We start from the raw sequence: 22,076 nt of genomic DNA on the forward strand, positions 1-22,076 counted from the left end.
CGACGGTTCGGCCAGGTGCGGGGCTAGGCTCGGATTCTCGACACGATATCTGCTGCGGTGCGATGACCCATTCGCACTGCGCCGTCGACGTGTTGGTAGCCCTCCGCGGCAATGTCCGAGCACGAGAAGTGAATCGGACCGACGGGAGTGCGACTGTCCTTGCCGTACCGATGCAGTCCGCCGAGATCGAAGCTGGCCGCGTACGCCCCGCGGGTCCATTCCTCCGAACCCCAGTCGGACTCGTAGTACACCACCGGTTCGGTTGCCTTCGGTCCCAGGTAGCGGCCGATGGATTCGAGGATCCTCGCGCGGCGCGTCGACTCGTCCAACTCGAACATCGCATCGGCCTTGGCATCGGAGACGAATCCGACGAGAGTGCCACGGCTGTCCTGATGATTGGTGTTGTCGTAGACCTCTTGCACAATTTCGGAGGCACCGAAGCCCGTGCCCGAGAGCCCGTCCGCGCGCCAGAACGCGGTGTCGTAGACGGCGTGGACCTTGATGACCAGACCCAGCGACTGATGCTGGTGCATCTGATGCTGGCGTCGCGGCAATGGCGGGTCGTAGGAGATACGCGAATACAGATTCGGCGGAACGGCGAGGACGACGCGCGTGGCGATGACCTCGAGGTCGCCGTCGGCCAGTACCACCGCTCGATCGGGGTTCCACCGGATCGTCCGTACCGGGGCGCCGAGAAACACGTCGTCGCCGAGGGCAGCCGCCATACGGATCGACACCTGCTGCATGCCGCCGACCACGCGCTTGTCCAGAATGAAGTTCTCGTCCACCAGGTGCGAGAACGAACCTGCCGAGGCCGCCATCAACACCGCCTGCAGAGCGGAGAACGCGTGCGCAGGTTTGGTCAACATGCCACCGGCGATGAACATGCCGATGTTCGCACGTGCCTCCGGGTCGTCGGACTGGCCGATCAGCCACTGCTCGAACGAGATGGTGTCCAGTTCGCGGGCGAGAGGGTGCGCCCACGGCTCCTCGGGGCCGACCTGATCGGCCAAGTCGTCGAGCAGGGCGATGAGGCGATCCATTTCCTTGTTCGTCGTCTCGTCGACGGGGAACGAATCACCCGAGTAGCGGGTGCGCTCGCCTGCGGCAGAGATGTAGACCGACTCGCCCTCGCGGTATCGGTCGAAGGTGTCGAGTCCGAGCTCGTCGATCAAGGCGATGAGAGACTCCTGGTCGGGCGAGACCCATTGACCGCCGATCTCGAGGGACGCGCCGTCGATGGTTTCGGTCCAGGTGCGTCCGCCGACCCGGTCGCGTGCCTCGATCACCGCCACCGACAGCCCCGCCTTGCGTAGTTCGGTGGCTGCGGCAAGGCCGGATGGACCGGCCCCGACAATGGCGACGTCACGTTTCAGGGTGGGCACTGTCGAGCTCCTCGGGTTGCGGTACTTCGGTTTCGGCCGATCTCAACTCGCATTCTTTCGCGGACCGTCTCCGAGCACATGCGCCGAAGTGGCTACTCCTCGGCGGCCGCACGCTCCATTTCGGACAGTCCGAGCCGGCACTGCGATGCTTCCGCCTGCGAGCCGAAAACGCCGCTGTCAGGTGCCGCAGAAAGTCTGAAATCCGGCACTGAAGCTCGCTGGGGCCGGCGCGGCGTAATCGGACCGTTCGGCGCGGTAGCCGAACGGTGTGGTGACGACGTCGAGCAGTTGCTCGAAAGGCTCGAGATCGCCCTCGGTGGCAGACCTGAGGGCAGCGTCGAGCAGATGATTGCGGGGAATGTACGCCGGATTGACCCGATCCATACCGTCGGCGATCGACGCGAGGTCCTGATTCGTGTCGGATACCGCAGTGCGCCAACGGTTCAACCAGGTCGACGACGCGTCCGGCGGAATCAGCGCCGCCAGCGGTGCCGAGTGTCCGCGTAGTTCGTCGGCGAGGGCACGAAAGGCAAGGGTCCAGTCGGCTCGGTGGTCGGTGAGCAGCCGATGCATGTCGTCGATGAGAGCGGCGTTGTCGGCGGTGTCGTCCAGGCCCAGCTTGGCGGCCATCGCGGCAGAGTAGTGCAGCCGATAGCGCTGCCCGAACGTGTCGAGGACGGCAGTGAGTGCCGTGATCGCAGTGTCCGGTGTCGAACTCACCAGCGGCAACAGGGTTTCGCCGAACCGGGCGAGATTCCATCCGAGGACCGCGGGTTGATTGCCGTAGGCATAACGTCCGCCGTGGTCGATGGAGCTGAACACCGTCGCCGGTTCGTAGGCGTCGAGAAAAGCACACGGTCCGTAGTCGATGGTCTCGCCGGAGATCGTCGTGTTGTCGGTGTTCATGACTCCATGCACGAATCCGACCGACATCCACTGTGCTACAAGCGATGCCTGCGCTTCCACGACGGCCTCGAAGAAAGCGAGGTAGCGATCCTCGGTGGGCAGCTCGACGAGCTCCGGGTAATGCCGGGCGATCGCGTGATCGGCGAGGGGCTGCGTGAGTCCCTCACGCCGGGCTGCGAACTCGAAGGTGCCCACACGCAGATGGCTGGCGGCCACTCTGGCGAGCACCGCGCCTGGCTGCGGAACACCATCTCGCCGTACGTGTTCGCCGGTGGTCACCACGGCGAGCGAGCGCGTGGTCGGGATGTGCAGAGCGTGCATCGCCTCGCTGATCAAGTATTCGCGCAGCATGGCTGCCACCACCGCACGTCCGTCGCCGCCGCGCGAGAACGGCGTGGCACCGGAGCCTTTGAGATGCAGATCCACGCGACGGCCTCGATCGTCGTGCAGTTCGCCGAGAAGCAACGCTCGACCGTCGCCCAGTAGCGGTACGAAATTGCCGAACTGGTGTCCCGCGTAGGCCATCGCCACGCCGACGTCATCGGCCGGTGGAGTCGACCCGGACAGCACCGCGGCACAGTCGTCGCTACGCAAGGAAACCGGGTCGAGTGCAAGCGAATGCGCCAGATCCTCGTTGAGGACCAGCACACGAGGGTCCGGCGAGCGCGTACCCTGCCACGGCACTGTCACGCCGGGAACCTCGTTCGCCAGCGTTGCTTCGAACCCGAACGCGGGCCCGCTCGTGCTGGGGGCTGCCGGTCCGGTCGACGATTCACTCATGGGTGAAGGGTAGCCACGAAACGCGGTCCCCAATCCCGGTGCAGGTCGGCGACCGAAGTCCCGCGAGGTCGATCAGAGGTGGACCGCTGCCGGTAGGCCGGTGTCCGGGTTCCTCGTGAACGTCGCGTCTGCGGCAGCGGCATCGAAGCGGATGTGCACGCGTCCGTCGTCGCCGTCGACGGACACTCGCGCCCGCACTCGATACACCTCGGCGATGAGTTCCTCGGTCAGCACCTGCGCGGGTGGACCTCCCGCGACGACCTTTCCGTCCTGAAGCACCAACACCTCGTCGCAGAACATCGCGGCCAGGTTCAGGTCGTGCAGCGCGACGATGCAGGTGATCGGTAGCCGAGCGACGAGGGCCAGCAATTCCAGCTGGTGATGGATGTCGAGGTGGTTGGTCGGCTCGTCGAGCAACATCTCGCGGGGCTGCTGCGCGAGCGCGCGGGCAATATGCGCCCGCTGCTGCTCACCGCCGGAGAGCGTTCGCCACAATCGATCCGCTTTGTCGGTGAGTCCGGTCTGTGCGAGCGCATCGTCCACTGCGTCGTCGTCCAGTTCGTTTCCGCCGAAGGCCCCGCGGTGCGGGATCCGTCCGAGTCGGACCACGTCGCCGACCGTCACGTCGACGTCGGTGTGCGCGTGCTGTCCGACGACCGCGACGGCGCGCGCGATGTGTTTGCGTTTGAGCGAACCGAGATCGGTGCCGTCCAGTTCTACGACGCCGGAGGTGGGCGACGCCGCCCCGGCCAGCAGGTGCAGCAGTGAGGACTTACCGGAACCGTTGGGCCCCAACAGCCCCACCGTTCGGCCGGGCGCGGCGTGCAGCGTCACACCGTCGACCACCAGAGCGCCGCCTCGCTTCCAGGACACGTTCGACGCATGCAGAGTCATCGAATTCCTCTCTTGCGAGCCATGATTGCGATGAACGCGGGAACCCCGACCAACGCGGTCCCCACGCCGACCGGCAAAGGAGTAGGGGCGAACGCGACTCGCGAGACGGCGTCCACCCACACCATGAAGATCGCGCCGATGACGGCAGTGGTCGGCACGAGGCGGCTGTGGTTGGGCCCCACCAGCAGCCGCGCTGCGTGCGGAAGAATGAGGCCGACGAAACCGATGGCACCGGCCACGCTGACCAATGTCGCGGTGATCAGCGCGGTGCCGACGAGCAGTGCCAACCGCACCTTCTGGACGTCGAAGCCGAGCGATGATGCCACCGAGTTGCCGAACGCGAATGCGTCGAGCACGTACGCGTAGTAGCAACACACCACTGCGCCGACGCCTGCCACGGTCACACACAGCACGACGTCGTTCCACCTCACGCCCTCGAACGATCCGAGCAGCCAGAACATCACGCCGCGGGTCTCGTCGGAGTCCGCGAACGCGAAGATCACGAACGAGGTGAGCGCAGAGAACAACTGGGTGGTCGCGACACCGGCGAGGATGACGCGGTCGTGTCCGCTCCCGGACATGCGGGCGAGGAAGAGCACCAGGGCGAACGCGACGAGCGCGCCGATGAACGCACCGCCGGACAGTCCGAGAGCGGCACCGCCGACTCCGAGCACGCCGACCACGACGGCTCCCGTCGATGCACCCGAGGACACCCCGAGCACGAACGGATCCGCCAACGGATTGCGCAGCAGCGACTGCATCACCACTCCGCAGATGCCGAGTCCGACGCCACTCGCGGCGGCGACGAGTGCTCGGGGTAGCCGTTCCTCCCAGACGATCGCGTTCTTCGACACCTTCACCGGCACATCGGTGATGCCGAGATGATTGAGCACCACATCGCGCACGTTGACCAGCGAGATATTCGCCGGCCCGAGGGTGATGGCGACGAGAATCGACACCACGCACAGCACGAGACCGCCCAGCAGGGCCAACGCCCACCGCCACCGATGACGGGAGGCCTGCGATCGCTGGGTGGAGCGCCTGGGGGCGATGGTCGCGGTCAGGACGACAGTCCCAGGTCGCGCAGTCCGGCCGACACCTTCTCGGCACCGTCGACGGTCCGGATCGACGGGTTCATCTCCGCACCGTGCAGCGAGATGTAGCGCTTGTCGCGGACGGCGGCCATCGTGCTGGTGACGGGATCGGACTCGAGGAATGCGATCTTGTCGGCGAGGAGGTCGCCGGGAAAACGGTTGCGCGCCAGGTCGCCCAGGACGAGGACGGTCGGATCCCGATCGACCATGGTCTCCCATCCGACGGCGGGCCAGTCGTCGTCGGTATCGGCGAAGACGTTCGTCGTACCGGCCGTGCGGGCGAGCAGATCGGCCGATCCTCGCCCGCCTGCGATGTAGGGACTCTTGGTGTCTGCGAACCAGAATGCCATGGAGACATCCGATTTCGCCGTTGTCGCGGTGGCGTCGGCCATGCGGGTCTTCAGCTCGTCGACGAACTCGGCACCGCGCTCGTTGACGTCGAAGATCGCCGCGAGTTCGGTGATCTCCTGGTACAGCGAGTCCATGGTGAGCGGCGTCGTTCGGGTGTTGCCCCCGTTGATGCTGCGACCGGCATCGCAGTCGGTGGGCGAGAGGTAGGTGGCGGCACCGGTTTCGGTGAAGCGTGACCGCTGAGCGACGCCGCCCTGCTCGAAGTGACGTCCGAACGATGCGGTGACGAGGTCGGGTTCGGTGTCGACCACGACCTCGTAGGTCGGCGCGTTGTCGGCCAGCCGGGGAACCGAGGCGTTCGCGTCGGCGAGGTTCTCACGGACCGGATCGGTCCAGGACGCCGTGCCCACCATGCGGTCCTGCACGCCGAGGGAGAGCAGAATTTCGGTGGAGTTCTGATCGAGCGAGACCACTCGTTGCGGGGCGGAGTCGAAGGTGACCGACTCGCCGCAGTTCTCGATCGTCAGCGGATACGACGTCCCGCCATCGGTGGCCACGGCCGTCGCATCGGGTACCTCCTCGGACGCTCCGCATGCGACGAGCGATCCGGCCATGGCAACCGCGGCGGCGAGGGTTCCCGCACGGCGACGAGCGTTGAGCACTTCAGGTGTCCTTCGGTCGAAGACAGCAACGAGCCGCCGGGGAGTGCCCGACGGCGGTACGCACCGAGGTGCGTGTGAGCCCAGGCTAACCTTTGGTTGGCGGTGATGGAAATCGTCGCTTCCGAAGAATCCGGCACAGAACCGGTCCGCGGTGCCGTAGAGCGCGGCACAATAGCGCTGTGACCGACTTCAACCAGATGATCATCGAGGAGTTCCGCGAGAACGGCGGGCATGTATCGACCGCTGGGTTCGGCGACGCCCTCGTCGTCGTGCACTCGATCGGTGCCAAGAGTGGGGAGGTCCGGCTGAATCCGTTGATGGCGATTCCCGAGGAAGGCAGCTGGTTGATCGTCGGCTCGGCAGCCGGTTCACCCAGGGACCCTGCCTGGGTTCACAATCTGCGCGCACACCCGTCCGTCGACATCGAGGTGCCGGTGGACGGCGCAGTGCAGACCGTCGCGGTGAACGCCTCGGAAGTCCCCGATGCCGAGTGGGACGGAAGTTGGCAGAAGTTCCTCGACGCGTCCTCCGGATTCGCGAAGTACGTCGAGACCGCCGAGGGCCGTCGATTCCCGATCTTCCGCCTCACTCCCGCCTGAACCGGGCCTAACGCACCGCAGTGAGTCCGGCGACCTGTGCGGCGATGCGCTCGCCCACCGCGTGCGTTTGCGCAGCGAGTGCCTCTCGGCTTCTGGTGTCGGTCTCGTGCAGGAACGTCGTCGAACCTACTGTCGCACCGCAGTATTCGACGATTCCCCGTTCGATCTGTGTTCGGAAGGCGGCCTCGATGCCGTGACGGGCGAAGCTGTCGGCGTCGTCGCCGGCCAGGGACACCAGGTGGACGGTGAGACGATCGAGTTTGGTGGTGAAGCCGCCGTCGGCGCTCATCTCGTAGGCCCATCCGTTGACGAAGACGCGGTCGATCCACCCCTTGAGTAGTGCCGGCATGGACCACCAGTACATCGGGAAGACCAGGATCAGGTGCTCGGCCCGGTCGATTCGTTCCTGTTCGGCGAGCACGTCGGCGGGCGTGGGGTGGGTGCCTCGGAAGAGGCCGAGGTCGGTGCCGGTGAATCGCGGATCGAAGTTCTCCGCCGCGAGATCGGCCGTCTCGACGGAGCCTCCTGCGGTGCGGATCGCGTCCGTGACGGAGCGAGCGACATGGTGGGTCAGTGAGTCGGGGTCGGAATGGGAGACTACGACGAGTGCGGTCATGGTTGATTCCTTCGATGGGGCGAAACGGCTATGTACCAAGAGTAGGTTACTATTCGTATATAGCGCAAGGAGGTTCCGGATGGCCCGGACGCGACTGTCTCGCTCCGACCGATACGAACAGTTGGTCGAGGTCTCCTGGGCCCTCGTCCGAGCCGAGGGTGCCGACGCACTGACCCTCGGCCGGCTCGCCGAGCATGCAGGCGTCGCAAAACCCGTGGTGTACAGCCACTTCGCCTCGCGGGCAGAACTTCTGGCCGCACTCTTCACAGAATTCGACGACCGGCAGACGGCCATGCTCGAGGAATCGCTGCACGCCGCGCCCACGTCGTTGAACGGACGCGCACGCGCGATCGCCAACTCGTACGTGGGCTGCACCTTGGCACAGGGGCGCGAACTGACGGGTGTGCTGGCGGCATTGGAGGGCTCACCCGAACTCGAACGGGTCAAGCGAACGGCCGAACGGGCGTACTCGGATCGGTGCCGGTCGATTCTCGAGCCGTTCAGCGGCTCCGGAGGGATCTCCGCGTCGTCGATCACCGCGATCTTCGGTGCAGCCGAAGCGCTGTCGCAGGCGGCGGTTTCGGGTGGCATCGCACCGGAGGAAGCGACAGATGAACTGACCGAGTTGATCATCGCCGTCGTGGGCAAACTCTGACGCAGAAGCTCACTCCGCTATGAACATCGGCCTACCGACAACCGGATCGGCCACTACTCGGGCTCGGATCTCGAATACGTCGTGGAGCAGCGTCGGCGTCACGACGTCGCGGGGATGGCCGTCGGCGACGATGGCACCAGCGCACATGGCCACGATTCGATCGCAGTACCGCGCAGCTTGATTGAGATCGTGCAGCACCATCACCACCGTCTTGCCCCGATTCCGGACCAGGTCGACGACCAGTTCCAGCACGTCGATCTGATGACGAACGTCGAGATACGTGGTGGGTTCGTCCAGTAGAAGGATTTCGGTTTCCTGCGCCAAAGCCATTGCTATCCACGTGCGTTGACGCTCTCCGCCGGAGAGCGAATCGACAGTCCGGTCGGCGAGGTGTTCGATTCCGGCTGCAGGCGGGGCTGTTGCCGGTTACCCCTGTTTGCCGCCCTCGTCGAGTCCGCCGAGCGCGAAAGCCAGTAGCGGAACGGACAATCGGTCCAGGCGGAGCACGTTCGAGATCTCCGCGTCGTAGAAGCCGGAGATTGCACAGCACGCCAATCTCAGTGCCGTCGCGACCAGATAGAGGTTCTGCGCGACGACGCCGGCGTCGATGTGAAGGGTGCGGTAGTGGCGTGCCGAGTATTTGATCAGGGTTCGGTCGAGGCGTCCGACGAGAACGACGACGAACGGCGACCGCCGCGCGAATTGTGGCTGCACAAGGCATGATTCGAGCGCGTCGATGCACGGTCCGGTGCCGGTTCTGCTCAGCACATGTCGATGTGGATCGAAGAGATAGGTTCCCGAGCCGATCTCACCTGTACGGCGGAGGGCAACCAGATGCAGGTCGATCGATTCGAGGCCACCAGCAGTCGGGTTCATGCGGAAGGTGTGCGGCGTGCCGTCCGGCCGCTCCACTCGCCGGCCGGGCCCCGTGGCCGACCGAAGAAGAGTCGAGAGCTGGCGCGGGTCCATGTCCGCGAATCGATAGTGCGAACGACGGTCACGCAGTGCTGTGTCGAGCGGCATCGGTGGCAGTGGCAGTGGCGGGAGCAGCGCACACGTCCCGTCTGCTGCAGGCACCGTCGGAAGAACACCGCGGGTGCCGCGATCGACGAGGCATCGGTGCACTTCATGGACGCGCGCGACCGCGGAATCGAGCGAGTCTTCGGCCATGGAGCCCGACTCTAACGAACACGGTAATCAGTGTCGACAAGGACTGCTGGGTATCTGAATCCCGTGTGGTTTCTACGAGTCGCAGTGCACGGCGGGAAACCGGGTTCGCAGTGCGGTCAGTTGGCGATGCAGCTCGTAGAGGGCCTGCTTGTGCGCCTGCGTTTCGCCGCCGTGCCACTCATGGCTACGAGCGTCGCCGACGCGCAATGCCGTGCGCGCGAGCTGCTCGGACGCCTCCACGCGACTCGATGCAGCCGCGATCTCGACGTTCAGCATGTCGGCGAACACCCGCGCCTGAGCCACGTCCGAATCCTCTGCCATATGTATCCACTTCCGATCTCGCGGCTCGACCGTTGACGATTCGAGTACCGAGGATCAGGATAACCATCCGAAAAAAGACCGCCGGTCCGGCTCCGGAGCCCGAAGATATGTTTCGGATGCCTGGTCTACTACGCGGCGTAGTCGGTAGTAGGATCCCGTTCATGTCTGCCACCACGGATGGATTCGCGCCCCTGCGCGGTGCCTCCGTGGGTGCTCTGTCTGCCCTGGTCACGGCAACAGCACACACCTTCGGCGGCGGGATGTTCCCCTCCGACGCGGCGATCGTGATGCTGGTGCTCGTGTGCGCGGCGGTCGGATATGCGACATCGGCGACACCGAACACGGCGGCACCCCGAGCGCAGCTCCTGGTTGTGCTGGCCTCAGCTCAGGCGATCGGACACCTGCTGCTCACCGCCGTCGACGGTCACCATCACGGTCCGATGCTCGGTCAGCAGATGCTGGCCGCCCACGCCGTTGCAGTGGTGGTCGGGGCGCTGGCCATCCGCGGAGCGGAGCACGGAATCCGGCGTGCCATCACCTCACTTCGGAGGGCCCTTCCGCTGTTGGCAACCCTCGTCGTCGACGAGAATCGCATCAGCCCACCGTTCCCGGTCTACCGAGTTCCGCGCTCCTACCGACTGCTCGACCTCTCCGGCTGTGGAAATCGAGGACCACCGGCTCGAACTGCCTGAGCACAGCCCGATCTCACACCCGCCCGTGCCGTTCGGCCGTCGGGTAATGGGCTGTTGCCGCATTCGACACCGCACATCGCACTCTCGGTGACGCGCGCCGCCTCCGTGCGGCCCGATCCGTCCTGCGATGCCACCTCGCGCACATCCGCGCGCCCGCATTCCTCACGAAACGAGTCCTCGTGTCCACACCGGAATTGGAACGCATCGCCGATCCTTCCCCGCCCACCCGTCCGACCATTCCCCGCAGTTGGCGTCCGCTGATCCTGCGGCTGCACTTCTACGCGGGCATCCTCATCGCACCGTTCATCCTGATCGCCACCATCAGCGGCGGCCTGTACGCCGTCGCACCGACCATCGAACAACTGATGTATCGGGACTACCTGCACGTCGACGCCGCAGGCGCGGCCGCGCCGGTGTCGGATCAGATACGAGCCGCCCAGGCCGAAAGACCCGACCTCACCGTCGCCGCAGTGCGCCCCGCCGCCGATCCCGGCGACACGACGCGGGTGATGTTCACCGACCCCACCCTCGGCGAATCCAAGCGGCTGGCCGTCTTCGTCGACCCCGCCACCGCGACGACCATCGGCGAACTACCGGTGTACGGCTCGTCCGGCGCATTGCCGGTGCGCAGCTGGATCTCCGAACTCCATCGACACCTGCACCTGGGCGAGCCCGGTCGCCTCTACAGCGAACTCGCCGCCTCGTGGCTGTGGGTGATCGCGCTCGGCGGCGTGTTCCTGTGGTTCGAGCGATATCGACGCAACCCTGACAGGGCACGTCTGTTCACCTTCGATCGACGATCGAAGGGACGCAACCGCTCGTTGAACTGGCACGGTGTAGCCGGAATCTGGATAGCGGTGGGTCTGATCTTCCTGTCGGCCACCGGGCTCACGTGGTCCACCTACGCGGGAAAGAACGTCAGCGACCTACGGGCGGCGATGAGTTGGACCACCCCGACCGTCACGAAGACGATCGGTTCCTCCGGCGCAGCGACGGCGGGCGATCACTCCGGTCACGATGGTCATTCGATGGATATGTCGACCGACGCGTCGACGGCCGACTTCAATGTCGGACGGATCGATTCGGTGCTCGACATCGCTGCAGCCGACGGCATCGACGGGGCGGTGGAGGCATCGATTCCCGCTGCGGAGGACGCGGCCTTCGTCGTCGCCCAAACCCGTCAGCCCTGGGTGATGTCGAACGATTCCATCTCGATCGACGGCAGCACCGGCGCGGTGGTCGACATTTCGCGCTTCTCCGACTGGCCGCTGGCAGCCAAGTTGTCGGCCTGGGGCATTCAACTGCACATGGGGACACTGTTCGGCGTGGCCAATCAGCTTGCGCTCCTTGCACTCGCCGTCGCGTTGGCATCGGTCATCGTTCGCGGGTACATGATGTGGTGGAAACGCCGTCCCACCAGAGCGAGCGGTCTGAGCGCGGGTCGGCCGCCCCTCCGCGGCGGTATTCGCCGCATCTCGCCGGTCTCGGCCGTCGCACTGGCCGTCGTTGCGGGTGCCGTCGGGTGGTTCGTCCCGCTGCTCGGCCTGAGCCTGGTGGCCTTCCTCGCGGTCGATGTGGTCCTCGGCTCGATCAGTCGAGCGCGGACCCGAGCGGCCGTAGTACATGATTCCCAACACGAAAGCGAACTTGTATGAACCTCTCCCGACGTACTTCGATGCTGGTGGCTGCCCTGTCGGTCACCGGTCTGATACTCACCGGATGCTCGAACAGCGATGGCTCCACCGAGACTGCCGCGAAGGAGTCCGATTCCGTTGTCGTGCGCGAGCAATGGGTCAAGGCCGCCGATTCCGGCATGACAGCTGCCTTCGCCGAACTACAGAACACCGGAGACACCGATGTGCACGTGGTCGGAGCGTCGTCTCCTGCCTCGAGCCGAATGGAATTGCACGAGATGGCAACTGGGGCCGATGGTGCGATGGTGATGCGGCCCAAGGAAGGCGGCTTCGTCATTCCGGCAGGCGGCACACATGTGCTCGCCGCGGGCGGTGATCACCTGATGTTGATGGACGTCACCTCGCCGCTGACCCCCGGAGCCGATGCCGAATTCACGCTCGAGTTCGAGGATGCGTCGACCACGACGTTCACCGCACAGGTTCGCGACTTCTCCGGTGCCCAGGAGAACTATCAGCCCGGCGGGATGAGCATGGACGGATCGGCGACATCGGCACCGGCGAACGGTGGGTGAGCAGGAAAACCGGTTTCCACGCTCGATGAGCCGGCGACGCCTCCTCGGTGGAGGCGTCGCCGCGCTCGGCGTCGCGGGCGTCGGAGCGGCGACCGGCTGCGGGATCAACGACCGTCGCGCCGAGGCGGCTGCCACCGGAAGTGACACGGTGCCGTGGCGCGGGCTGCATCAGGCCGGAATCGATACCGTTCCACCGCAGGCGCACTCGGCGTTCGTCGGGCTGAATCTGCGCAGTCGCGTCGGGCGTGCGGAGCTGATCGGGATCTTGAAGGTCTGGACCGAGGACATCGGACGGTTGACTGCCGGTGCACCGGCGCTGGCCGATACCGAAGCAGAGTTGGCCCTTCGGCCCGCGCGTCTGACGATCACCGTCGGACTCGGTCCCGGTGTGTTCGATGCGATCGGATTACCGGATCGACGACCGTCCTGGCTGGCCCCGCTCCCGGCGTTCGAAATCGACCGTCTCGAGCCAGAATTCACGGGTGGCGATCTGATACTGCAGGTGTGTTCCGATGATCCGGTCACCGTCGCGCACGCGGTGCGGGTGCTCACCAAGAACGTTCGCTCGTTGGTGACCATCGCCTGGACGCAGCGTGGATTCCGTCGAGCGCGTGGTACGGAGCAATCGGGCACCACGATGCGCAACCTGATGGGACAGGTGGACGGCACGGTCAATCCGGCGGCTGGGAGCACCGACTTCGACACCCTGGTCTGGGACGACGGCAGCGATCAGCCGTGGATGCAACACGGAACGTCGATGGTGTTACGGCGCATAAGAATCGAGATGGACACCTGGGACGAGCTGGATCGACCCGGGCGGGAATTGTCGGTAGGGCGAACTCTCGATACCGGTGCCCCACTGACCGGAGCCAGTGAATTCGACGAGGCCGATTTCGACGCGACCGACCGATTTGGCATTCCCGTCATTCCGCCGTCCTCGCATATTGCGCGCGCTCGGCACACCCGAGAGGACGAGCGCATCTTCCGGCGCGCGTACAACTACGACGATCCGCCTGATCCCGGTTCGGTGTCGAACTCCGGGCTGTTGTTCGCGAGCTATCAGCGCGATGTACTGACCCAGTTTCTGCCGATTCAGCAGCGTCTCGACGAATTCGATGCGCTCAACGAGTGGACCACACCGATAGGATCTGCGGTGTTCGCGATACTGCCGGGAGTGGTCGAGGACGGCTATCTGGGCCAGAGCTTGCTCGAGTAGACGCACCGGGGTGTTCACGATCGTCTCCGGCCGGCGGGATCGAAGCAGCCGGAGTTCGATCGTGAACAACCAGGTGCGCTCAGGCCGGTACCAGGGTCCTGTTCACAGTGGACAGCGCCAGACCCATGCTGGTGGTCATGCCTATCCCGGTGGTGACGGTGACGATGTGCACACGATCGACCGGTTCTTCGAGCAGGAACTCCGAACCCGGTGCCGAACAGTACGTCCCCTGCCACCGCTCGGTGACCTCGATGCGGTCGACTCCGAACAGCGCCCGAGCTTCGGTGAGCAGTACCTCGAAGCCGTCCTCGCTCTGGAAGGGGGAGGCGGTGATCTCGCGAACGTGTGTGTCGCCGAGCAGGATCGACCCGTCTGGTTGGGGGGTGTACATCTGGTGCAGATCGAGCTCGACGTAGTCGGGATACTCGGCTTGCAGGCGAGCGGCGACGTCTGCGACGGAAGGCAGATTCTCGAAACCCGAGTACCGGAGCAGCGACCAACCGGTGAACAGCGGCGTGGGTAGCGGCGCACGCAGCGGGAGTGCGGCGCGCATCATGTGCAGCCGACACCGCACCAGCCCGCCGCGTTCGGCGTACTCGGGGAACAGGCGATCGATGTCGTGGTTGACGGTGACGAACGTGGTGCCGGCATGCAGGTCGCCGCGTGAGGTGCGGACGACGCCCGGTGCGAACGACATTGCAGCGGTGCGCCAGTGGAAATCCACTCCGGCGGTCTCGAGCCAGCGTGCGATTGCGGGCGCAGCAGCACGCGGGTCCACCTGCACGTCCTGCGGAAGATACATGCCGCCGACCACATCGGTGTCGGCAAGAGGGAGTCGGCTCAGCACCTCGGTGCGGTCCAGTAGTTGTACCTGCTCCTCGCCGCGCAGCTCGGCGAACTGCTCGAGCACCGCGAACTCGTCCTCGTGCCGGGCTACGCAGTGTGTGCCTGATGCGGCAGCCCAGAAGCCCGCTGTACGGGCGAGGTCGAGCCAGTGACTGCGGCCGGCTCGCGCGTAGTCCAGTGCGGTGCCGGATTGCGCTGTGATGCAGGCATGTCCGAAGTTCTGCACCGAGGCGCCTGCGACGCGATCGGCATGATCGACCACCGCTACGGTGAGCCCGCGCCGATGAGCGTGATAGGCGTGTGCGAGACCGACGATGCCGGCCCCGATCACGACGACGTCGTATGTCGATGTCATGAGTGGCGTCTTCCTCGAGAGGTCATGTCAGGCGTCCATGACAGCGGTGAAGGTCATCCGGTCTCCGCGATAGAGCGATCGCCGGTGTTCGATGGGAACCCCGTCCGTGTCGTAGGAGACACGGCCCAGCAGAAACATCGGTGTCCGAGTGTCGACGGTGAGCAGTGCGGCCTCCCTGGCGTCAGGGAGGACGGTTTCGATGGTGTCGACGACGCGACCGAATGCGACTCCCCGTGCTGCCAATTCGGCATACAGCGACGAACGGTGATCGAAACTGTCCTGCAGGCCCGGAATGCGAGACGCGGGGATGCGAGTGGTTTCCAGTCCCACTCGAACGTCGCCGGTGGTGAAGACGCGTTCGAGTTGGACCACCTCCGTGCCGATGTCGATTCTCAGTAGATCCGCCAGAGTTTCATCGGCGCGGAAGACGTCCCAGCCGACCAGGATTCGGGTGGCGCTCATGCCCTTCTCCCGCGCGGCCTCGGTATACGAGCCGATGGCCAACGGCAGTACAACCTTGGGTTCGGCAACAACCGTCGCACGGCCGCGTCGTTCGATTCGACCGGCTACCAACAATTCTCGAATGGCCTGACGCAGCGTCTCGCGAGACACGTCGTATCGATCGGCGAGATCGCGCTCGGAAGGAAACGCATCGCCCGCCGACATCCCGTCGAGCATGGCGTCGAGACTCCTACGCACGATCTGGTGCTTGAGTACGCGAGGTTCGGTGTCGACAACCATGGACAGACCATAGCACTAATTGGTCTAGACCTATTCTTCGCGCGTCGTTCACTATGTGTTCACCCGGGTTCCACGCAATGGTCTATACCAAACGGCAGTCTCTTCGTCATGCCGAACCCCACCAGCCCGCACACCAGCACCGCCATCGAACTCGTCGTCCTGGACATGGCCGGAACCACGGTCAGCGACGACGGTCTGGTGCTCGAATCCTTCGAAGCCGCTGCGACCGCAGCCGGACTCGCCGACACCGGCCCCGAACGCGACGATGCCCGCCGCTACGTCCTCGACACGATGGGGCAGTCCAAGATCGAGGTGTTCCGGGCGCTGTTCGGATCGGAGGACCGTGCTCAGGTCGCGAACCGCGCCTTCGAATCGGCGTACGACGCGCGCATCGACGATGGCGTATCGCCGGTACCCGGTGCGGCCCAGGCGATCACGAAGCTTCGTGAGTCCGGTGTCACTGTCGTTCTGACGACCGGATTCTCGACCTCCACCCAGAATCGCATCATCGATGCGCTCGGCTGGCGGGATCTGCCCGACGCCTTCCTCGCACCCGGCAGCGCCGGTCGCGGCCGTCCTCATCCCGATCTCGTGCTCTCGGCTGCCCTGCTCTCCGAGGTGAGCGACATTTCCGCCGTCGCCGTCGTCGGTGACACGTCGAGCGACATCCTGTCCGGTCGACGCGCAGGCGCATCTCTGCTGGTCGGTGTGCTCACCGGAGCGCACTCCGGCAGCCAGCTGCGCGACGCCGGTGCCACCCACGTGCTCGACAGCGTCGCCGACCTTCCCCCCATCGTCCTGCCCTGAACATCTCTGTCTTGAACAGCTCTGCCCTGAACATCCACCACAGCCCGAACGGACACCACACCATGATCACCACCTCTCGCCGTCGTGCCGCAGCCGCCGCGGCCATGCTCTCTGCTGCGGCATTGGTCGCTGCCGGTTGCTCGAGCTCCTCCGACGGAGCCACCACCGAGCAGGGATTCCCCGAAACCATCACGCTCGCTGCCATTCCCGCGGAGAACTCGACCGATCTGAAGGCCAGCTACGACCCCGTCATCGAGCGGCTCGAGAACGAGACCGGAGCGAACGTCGAGTTCATCCAGGCCTCGGACTACGCCGGTGTGGTCGAGGGTCTGATCGCAGGCAACGTCGATATCGCGTTCTTCGGCCCCTTCGCCTACGTCGTCGCCGGGATCAACGGCGCACGGATGACGCCGCTGGGTGCGGTCGTTCAGGACGAGGGCACGCCTCCCGGATACCAGTCGTACGGAATCGCTCGCTCGGACAATGCCTCGGTCAACAGTCTCGACGACTACGCGGGAAAGAAGGTCTGCTTCGTGGACCCGAGCTCGACCTCCGGATTCCTCTATCCGACAGCGGGACTCATCGAGGACAACGTGATCGCCTCCGGTTCCGAGGCCGACATCTCCGCCGCGATGACCCCGATCTATGCCGGCGGGCACGATGCATCGGTACTTGCTGTGAAAGCGGGCGATTGCGACGCCGGATTCGCATTCGACACCATGGTCGACCGGACGATGATCGACAACGGCGAGATCGCACCCGGCGAACTGAAAACCGTCTGGAAGTCCGACACCATCGCCGGCTCGCTCTTCGCCGCCAACGACGATCTGGGTGCCGACGCCATCGCAAAGCTCGAGGACGTGTTCAGCGAGGGCATGAACTCGGATGCCTTCGTCGCCGACGGCATCTGCGCCGAGGAATGCCGCATCACCGACGAGGATGCCTGGGGCGTCGTGCCCGCGCAGGACAGCGACTACGACGGCGTCCGTGCCGTATGTGAGATCACCGGCTCCGAGAAGTGCCGGGGCTGATGATGTCCGCACCGATGGACCGAGGCGATGTGGTGGTCAGCGTCCGAAACGTCACCAAGGCGTTCGGATCCACCACCGCGCTCAAGGACGTGAATCTCGATGTGCATCGCAGCGAGATGTTGGTTCTGCTCGGGCTTTCCGGATCCGGCAAGTCGACGCTGTTGCGGTGCATCAACGGCCTGCATCCCGTCACCTCGGGGAGCATCACCGCCCTCGATGTTCGCGTCGACCTCGCGAACCGGCGTCGGGTACGCGAACTGCGTCGAGATGTGGGCTTCATCTTTCAACATTTCAACCTCGTCGGTCGGTTGAGCTGCCTCGAGAACGTTCTCGTGGGAGGTATCGGCCGTCTGTCTGTTCCGCGCTACGGCGCGGCCACCTACCCGAAAGCGATGCGGGAGGAAGCGCGGGCGTGCCTCGACCGAGTCGGGTTGGCGGACTTCGCTGATCGACGCGCCGACACACTGTCGGGCGGGCAGCAGCAACGGGTGGCAATCGCACGCACCCTGATGCAGCGTCCACGGATCGTGCTCGCGGACGAGCCTGTCGCCTCGCTCGACCCCGAGAACGCGAGTGTGGTGATGGACCTGCTGCAGCGGGTGTGCAGCGAGGAAAAGCTGACCGTGGTGTGCACCCTGCATCAGGTCGATCTCGCGCTCGGCTGGGCACATCGCCTCGTAGGTCTGCGAGACGGCCGGCTGGTGCTCGATCGTCCGGCCGCCGGTCTCCAGCGCGAGGACATCATGCCGATCTACCAGCGAATCGCGCCCGACCCCGGGAACAGAACCACGGTGGCACCGACATGACCGTCACCGCCGAACCCAAGCCCGCAAACGCTGCAGTACAACACGACCCGCGTCGTCGTCGATGGGTGTTGCCGGCGCTCGGCGTCTGCGCGCTGGTTCTCACCGTGCTCTCGGCCGGGTACATCGACTTCGCGCCGACCACGTTGATCGACGGTCTGGAGGATGTCGGAAATCTGCTCGAGCGGATGCTGCCGCCCCGCGTCGACGACACCGGCCGGATCGTCTCCCTCGCACTCGACACCTTGCTCATGGCCGTACTGGGCACCGTGCTCGCAGCGATCGTCTCGGTACCGTTGGCATTTGCGGCGGCACGGAACACCTCGCCGCACCCGGTCCTCTACAGCGTTGCTCGCGCCGTCATCACGTTCTGCCGGGCGATGCCGGATCTGCTGTTCGCGGTGCTGTTCGTCAGGGCATTGGGAATCGGGGTGCTGCCCGGTATCCTCGCCCTCGCACTGCATTCCATCGGCATGCTCGGCAAACTGTTCGCCGACGCCATCGAAGAGACCGACGTCGGGCCGCGGGAGGCGCTCCGAGCAGCCGGAGCCGGCTACTGCCGGGAGATGATCAACGCCGTTGTCCCGCAGGTCGTTCCAGCATGGATCGGAGCTTTCGTCTATCGAATCGACATCAACCTGCGCATGTCGGTGGTGCTCGGCTTCGTCGGGGCAGGCGGTATCGGATTCGCCCTGCAGGACGCACTTCGCGGACTGATCTACCCGCGTGCTCTCGGAATCGTGCTGGTGATCCTGGCGATCATCGCCGCAATGGAATTGGCAGCGATGGCCCTTCGCCGGATGCTGCTGGTGCCCTCCGCGGCAGGTCCGCAGCGTGATCGACTGATGCGGGTCGGGGCGTCGGCCGTGCTCGTCTTCGCGGTCGTGGCGTCGTTCGTGGTTCTCGAATTGGATCCGCGCTCGCTTCTGACGTGGATCGGGCCGTCGATCGAGGTGTTCGGGCGGATGGTCCCACCGGACTTCTCCGCGCTGGGAGCGGACCTGTTCGACGCTGCCGTACAGACCGTCGCCATCGGAGTCGTAGCCACCGCGATCGGAATCGCACTGTCCGTTCCCGTCGGAGTCCTGGCCGCGCGCAACGCGTCCCCGCACCCTACGGTGTACTGGATCGCGAGATCATGGATCCTGCTGGTTCGCGCCGTCCCCGAACTCATCCTCGCCGTCGTGTTCGTCGCAGCGCTCGGACTGGGTCCGGTGGCGGGAACCTGCGCATTGGCCATCGGATCCATCGGATTCCTCGGCAAACTCGTTGCCGACGCGATCGAGGAGATCGACCCCGGTCCAGTGGAAGCGGTGGCCTCGGTCGGTGGCGGTTGGTGGAACCGAACGCTGAGCGCTATTGTTCCGCAGGCTATTCCGTCGATCATCGGGTCGAGTCTGTATCTGCTCGACGTGAACATCCGCACATCGACGATTCTGGGCATCGTCGGCGCAGGCGGAGTCGGCTTCCTCCTGTTCGAGTCCATTCGCACTCTGAATTTCGATGTCGCCGGTGCGATCGTTCTCGTCATCTTCATCGTGGTGTATGTCGTGGAAAGGATCTCCGGATGGATCAGATCACAGTTGGTCTGACACAGGCTGCCGTATGGACCGGGACCGGGATCGAGATGTGGGACATCGAGATTCCCGCCCTCGAGCCGGGAGGACTGCTGGTGCGTGTCGATCTCGCCACGGTGTGCGGGAGCGATCTGCACACCGTGTCCGGTAGGCGGCACGCAGCGTGTCCGTCGGTACTCGGACACGAGGCTGTCGGCCGTGTGGTTGCCGTCGGTGATGCGACATCGTCTGCGCAGGTGGGGGATCGGATCGTCTGGTCGGTGACCGTACCGTGTCGTCGATGCGCCCGGTGCACCTCCGGCTTCACGGCCAAGTGCTCGTCCGTGCGCAAGGTGGGTCACGAATCCGCGGAAAGCTCATGGGTTCTCAGCGGCTCCTACGCCCGACACATCGTGCTCCCGCACGGAACCGCAGTGGCCCGGGTACCCGACACCATGCCCGACGCCGTCGCCGCGCCCGCAGCGTGTGCCACGGCGACGGTGATGGCCGCTCTCGACGCCGCCGGTGATGTCGAGTGCCGGCGGGTACTGATCGTCGGAGCGGGGATGCTGGGGGTCACGGCAGCCGCGGCAGCGAGTGAGCGAGGAGCATCGGTGTCAGTGCTCGATCGAGACTTCGAGCGGCAGAATCGATCCCGCGCATTCGGGGCCGAGCCGGACGCCGGCGCACGAACCGATGTGGCCATCGACTTCTCCGGATCGTCCTCGGCTGTGCAGGCGGCTTCGGAGCGACTCGATATCGGTGGGCGGCTCGTGCTCGCGGGATCCGTCGCGCCGGACGCACCGATCTCCGTCGACCCCGAAGCAGTTGTGCGGAACTGGCTGACCATCACCGGAATCCACAACTACGAGCCGCGGCACCTGCACCGAGCCGTCGACTTCCTGGCTGCTACCGGTGAGAAGTATCCGTGGGAAACCCTCGTCGAGGCACCGGTGCCCTTGGCCGAACTCGCATCGGTGTTGCGGCCGACATCGGCGGGAATCCTTCGGTCGTCGGTTGCACCGTGAGGAGCGGTGCCGGATAGGCACCTCGCGGGCACAACGCTGTGTATCCCAGCCGCGGACAGCGTCGAACAATGGTGGTGTTCGAGCTGTCGGCCAGAACTGCGGCGACGAGCGGTCTATCGCTGTTGTCTCAACGACGTAACCGCCCGCGGATATCGAGTGTTGCCAGCCGATACCACCGACAGCCTTCCTCGCAAGCAGCTGATCGAAACCCCGAGGTGGTCAGAAGGTCGAGTTCGTCGGGTGATCAGCCTCGACCAGATCGCGAGCCACCCGATGCAAGGGCAGGTTCTGCTGCTGCGACAGCTTCGCGAGTAACTCGAATGCCTGTACCGCGTCGAGGCCGAAGCGTTCCATGATCATTCCCTTGGCCTGGCCGATGATGTCGCGGCTGGCCAGCCCGGCGCGAAACTGCTCGTTGTCGCGCACACTGAGCATCGCGATGGCAGCGTGGGCGGCGAGTGCTTCGCCGATCTCCACCGCGTCGGCGTCGAATGCGTCGGGCACGGTGCTGTAGAGAACGAGAGCCCCGAGATCATCGGCGTTGCTGTACAGCTGGAATGCGGCCAGAGACCGGAGCCCTTCGTCGACTGCGAGGGCTGCGAACTGCGGCCAGCGCGACTCGCTCGCGAGGTCGTCCGAGACAACGACGTCGATGTGTCGTACCTCGGTGGGTATGGGTCCTTCGTCGAGTTCGTATTGAAGTCGACACAGCTTCTCCGCCAACGGATCGGTGGATGCGACGACGGTGCGTTCACCCTTGTTCACGGTGGTGACGCAGCCGATGGTGGCATCTGGGATGAGCCGAATCGCGGTACGCAGGATAGAGCTGACGGTCTTGGGCATCGACCGACGGCTGTCGCGCAGTGAGCGGGCGAACTCGGCAAGCATCGATGCGTGGGACGAGCTGGAAAAGTGGACATCGTCAGGTGATGTCGACATCACAGGGTCCTCTCGCATGGGACCTCTGCCGCCCTTTCGTCGGAGAGGTCCAACATCATGCGCCTTCTGCTGGACGCCCGTACCGGCCGAACGGCCAGCGCTGTGCAGTGTATACATCGCACCGAGATCGCTGTTCAACCAATACCGAGGGTCCGGCACAACGAGGTGAGGGCCGCCGATCCTGGGATCGGCGGCCCTCACGGTCGTCGATTACTTGAAGGTGTCCTTGATGTTCTCGCCGACCTTCTTCACCCCTGCCGTGCCCTGGTCTTTCTTGCCCTCGGCCTCGAGGTCCTTGTTGTCGGTGACGTCGCCGACAACTTCCTTTGCCTTGCCGAGGGCATCTTCTGCTGCGTTCTTCGCCTTGTCGATGAAGCTCATGTGAATTCCTTTTCTCGTGCCGGGTTGGTACTGAAGAGTTGG

The 22,076-nt window shown here is 65.1% G+C and carries 24 protein-coding genes; 11 read left to right on the top strand and 13 right to left on the bottom strand.

The window, feature by feature from the left end:
* Positions 1–23: 23 nt before the first annotated feature.
* The 5 genes from J1M87_RS23065 to J1M87_RS23085 all read right to left on the bottom strand — a co-directional run bounded on the left by J1M87_RS23065 (position 24) and on the right by J1M87_RS23085 (position 6,024).
* On the bottom strand, positions 24–1,385 hold the full coding sequence (locus J1M87_RS23065) for an NAD(P)/FAD-dependent oxidoreductase (protein WP_206492127.1): 1,362 nt from the start codon (positions 1,383–1,385) through the stop codon (positions 24–26).
* A 177-nt stretch (positions 1,386–1,562) separates the two neighbouring features.
* The gene (locus J1M87_RS23070; protein WP_206492128.1) at positions 1,563–3,071 is read right to left on the bottom strand and encodes a YdiU family protein; all 1,509 of its coding nucleotides are present in this window, start codon (positions 3,069–3,071) and stop codon (positions 1,563–1,565) included.
* A gap of 72 nt (positions 3,072–3,143) precedes the next feature.
* Entirely contained in the window at positions 3,144–3,965 is an 822-nt protein-coding gene (locus J1M87_RS23075; RefSeq protein WP_206492129.1) for an ABC transporter ATP-binding protein, read from the bottom strand.
* Positions 3,962–4,927, bottom strand: a complete 966-nt coding sequence (locus tag J1M87_RS23080) for an iron ABC transporter permease (protein WP_206492130.1) — start codon at positions 4,925–4,927, stop codon at positions 3,962–3,964. Before J1M87_RS23080 ends, J1M87_RS23075 begins: the two co-directional genes overlap by 4 nt.
* 98 nt (positions 4,928–5,025) lie before the next feature.
* The gene (locus J1M87_RS23085; protein ID WP_206492249.1) at positions 5,026–6,024 is read right to left on the bottom strand and encodes an ABC transporter substrate-binding protein; all 999 of its coding nucleotides are present in this window, start codon (positions 6,022–6,024) and stop codon (positions 5,026–5,028) included.
* Between the two features lie 227 nt (positions 6,025–6,251).
* On the opposite strand from J1M87_RS23085, the gene J1M87_RS23090 reads away from it, so the two are divergent.
* Positions 6,252–6,671: a nitroreductase/quinone reductase family protein gene (locus tag J1M87_RS23090; protein ID WP_206492131.1), complete on the top strand. Its 420-nt coding sequence runs from the start codon at positions 6,252–6,254 to the stop codon at positions 6,669–6,671.
* A 7-nt stretch (positions 6,672–6,678) separates the two neighbouring features.
* Here the strand turns inward: J1M87_RS23090 and J1M87_RS23095 are convergent, their stop codons facing one another.
* Complete coding sequence (locus J1M87_RS23095; RefSeq protein ID WP_206492132.1) at positions 6,679–7,287, bottom strand: NAD(P)H-dependent oxidoreductase; 609 nt, start codon at positions 7,285–7,287, stop codon at positions 6,679–6,681.
* A gap of 79 nt (positions 7,288–7,366) precedes the next feature.
* On the opposite strand from J1M87_RS23095, the gene J1M87_RS23100 reads away from it, so the two are divergent.
* Positions 7,367–7,942: a TetR/AcrR family transcriptional regulator gene (locus J1M87_RS23100; RefSeq protein ID WP_206492133.1), complete on the top strand. Its 576-nt coding sequence runs from the start codon at positions 7,367–7,369 to the stop codon at positions 7,940–7,942.
* 9 nt (positions 7,943–7,951) lie between these two features.
* On the opposite strand, the gene J1M87_RS23105 is transcribed toward J1M87_RS23100, so the two are convergent.
* The 3 genes from J1M87_RS23105 to J1M87_RS23115 all read right to left on the bottom strand — a co-directional run bounded on the left by J1M87_RS23105 (position 7,952) and on the right by J1M87_RS23115 (position 9,433).
* Positions 7,952–8,341, bottom strand: a complete 390-nt coding sequence (locus J1M87_RS23105) for an ABC transporter ATP-binding protein (RefSeq protein ID WP_206492250.1) — start codon at positions 8,339–8,341, stop codon at positions 7,952–7,954.
* Between the two features lie 27 nt (positions 8,342–8,368).
* Positions 8,369–9,112, bottom strand: a complete 744-nt coding sequence (locus tag J1M87_RS23110; protein WP_206492134.1) for a SagB family peptide dehydrogenase — start codon at positions 9,110–9,112, stop codon at positions 8,369–8,371.
* A 72-nt stretch (positions 9,113–9,184) separates the two neighbouring features.
* Positions 9,185–9,433 carry a hypothetical protein gene (locus J1M87_RS23115; protein ID WP_206492135.1) on the bottom strand — a complete coding sequence of 83 codons (249 nt, stop codon included), beginning with the start codon at positions 9,431–9,433 and terminating at the stop codon, positions 9,185–9,187.
* Between the two features lie 161 nt (positions 9,434–9,594).
* On the opposite strand from J1M87_RS23115, the gene J1M87_RS23120 reads away from it, so the two are divergent.
* The 4 genes from J1M87_RS23120 (at position 9,595) to J1M87_RS23135 (ending at position 13,547) form a co-directional block, all read left to right on the top strand.
* Positions 9,595–10,125, top strand: coding sequence for a hypothetical protein (locus J1M87_RS23120; RefSeq protein ID WP_206492136.1), 531 nt, complete (start codon positions 9,595–9,597; stop codon positions 10,123–10,125).
* Positions 10,126–10,304: 179 nt separating this feature from the next.
* Complete coding sequence (locus tag J1M87_RS23125) at positions 10,305–11,780, top strand: PepSY domain-containing protein (RefSeq protein WP_206492137.1); 1,476 nt, start codon at positions 10,305–10,307, stop codon at positions 11,778–11,780.
* Entirely contained in the window at positions 11,777–12,331 is a 555-nt protein-coding gene (locus J1M87_RS23130; RefSeq protein ID WP_206492138.1) for a copper chaperone PCu(A)C, read from the top strand. The genes J1M87_RS23125 and J1M87_RS23130 overlap by 4 nt, the downstream gene beginning before the upstream one ends.
* A gap of 25 nt (positions 12,332–12,356) precedes the next feature.
* A complete protein-coding gene (locus tag J1M87_RS23135; protein ID WP_206492139.1) occupies positions 12,357–13,547 on the top strand; it encodes a Dyp-type peroxidase in 1,191 nt (396 codons plus the stop codon).
* Between the two features lie 79 nt (positions 13,548–13,626).
* Here J1M87_RS23135 and J1M87_RS23140 read toward each other — a convergent pair whose 3' ends face one another.
* Together J1M87_RS23140 and J1M87_RS23145 are read right to left on the bottom strand one after the other, a co-directional pair.
* Positions 13,627–14,748, bottom strand: a complete 1,122-nt coding sequence (locus J1M87_RS23140) for a TIGR03364 family FAD-dependent oxidoreductase (protein ID WP_206492140.1) — start codon at positions 14,746–14,748, stop codon at positions 13,627–13,629.
* Positions 14,749–14,775: 27 nt separating this feature from the next.
* On the bottom strand, positions 14,776–15,489 hold the full coding sequence (locus J1M87_RS23145; protein WP_206492141.1) for a GntR family transcriptional regulator: 714 nt from the start codon (positions 15,487–15,489) through the stop codon (positions 14,776–14,778).
* A 108-nt stretch (positions 15,490–15,597) separates the two neighbouring features.
* Here J1M87_RS23145 and J1M87_RS23150 point away from each other — a divergent pair, with 108 nt between their 5' ends.
* The 5 genes from J1M87_RS23150 to J1M87_RS23170 all read left to right on the top strand — a co-directional run bounded on the left by J1M87_RS23150 (position 15,598) and on the right by J1M87_RS23170 (position 20,714).
* The gene (locus J1M87_RS23150) at positions 15,598–16,296 is read left to right on the top strand and encodes a phosphonatase-like hydrolase (protein ID WP_206492142.1); all 699 of its coding nucleotides are present in this window, start codon (positions 15,598–15,600) and stop codon (positions 16,294–16,296) included.
* A gap of 62 nt (positions 16,297–16,358) precedes the next feature.
* Positions 16,359–17,327 carry a phosphate/phosphite/phosphonate ABC transporter substrate-binding protein gene (locus J1M87_RS23155; RefSeq protein ID WP_206492251.1) on the top strand — a complete coding sequence of 323 codons (969 nt, stop codon included), beginning with the start codon at positions 16,359–16,361 and terminating at the stop codon, positions 17,325–17,327.
* On the top strand, positions 17,327–18,133 hold the full coding sequence (gene phnC / locus J1M87_RS23160; protein WP_206492143.1) for a phosphonate ABC transporter ATP-binding protein: 807 nt from the start codon (positions 17,327–17,329) through the stop codon (positions 18,131–18,133). Before J1M87_RS23155 ends, phnC begins: the two co-directional genes overlap by 1 nt.
* Positions 18,134–18,198: 65 nt before the next feature.
* On the top strand, positions 18,199–19,722 hold the full coding sequence (gene phnE / locus J1M87_RS23165; RefSeq protein WP_374222417.1) for a phosphonate ABC transporter, permease protein PhnE: 1,524 nt from the start codon (positions 18,199–18,201) through the stop codon (positions 19,720–19,722).
* On the top strand, positions 19,698–20,714 hold the full coding sequence (locus tag J1M87_RS23170) for a zinc-binding dehydrogenase (RefSeq protein ID WP_206492145.1): 1,017 nt from the start codon (positions 19,698–19,700) through the stop codon (positions 20,712–20,714). The genes phnE and J1M87_RS23170 overlap by 25 nt, the downstream gene beginning before the upstream one ends.
* Positions 20,715–20,933: 219 nt before the next feature.
* On the opposite strand, the gene J1M87_RS23175 is transcribed toward J1M87_RS23170, so the two are convergent.
* Positions 20,934–21,653, bottom strand: a complete 720-nt coding sequence (locus J1M87_RS23175; protein ID WP_206492146.1) for a GAF and ANTAR domain-containing protein — start codon at positions 21,651–21,653, stop codon at positions 20,934–20,936.
* Between the two features lie 210 nt (positions 21,654–21,863).
* Positions 21,864–22,034 (bottom strand): CsbD family protein, encoded by a 171-nt coding sequence (locus tag J1M87_RS23180; RefSeq protein WP_206492147.1) that lies wholly within the window; start codon positions 22,032–22,034, stop codon positions 21,864–21,866.
* Between the last annotated feature and the right edge of the window lie 42 nt (positions 22,035–22,076).

It is taken from the genome of Rhodococcus sp. KRD162 (genome assembly GCF_017168335.1).
Lineage (GTDB): Bacteria > Actinomycetota > Actinomycetes > Mycobacteriales > Mycobacteriaceae > Rhodococcoides.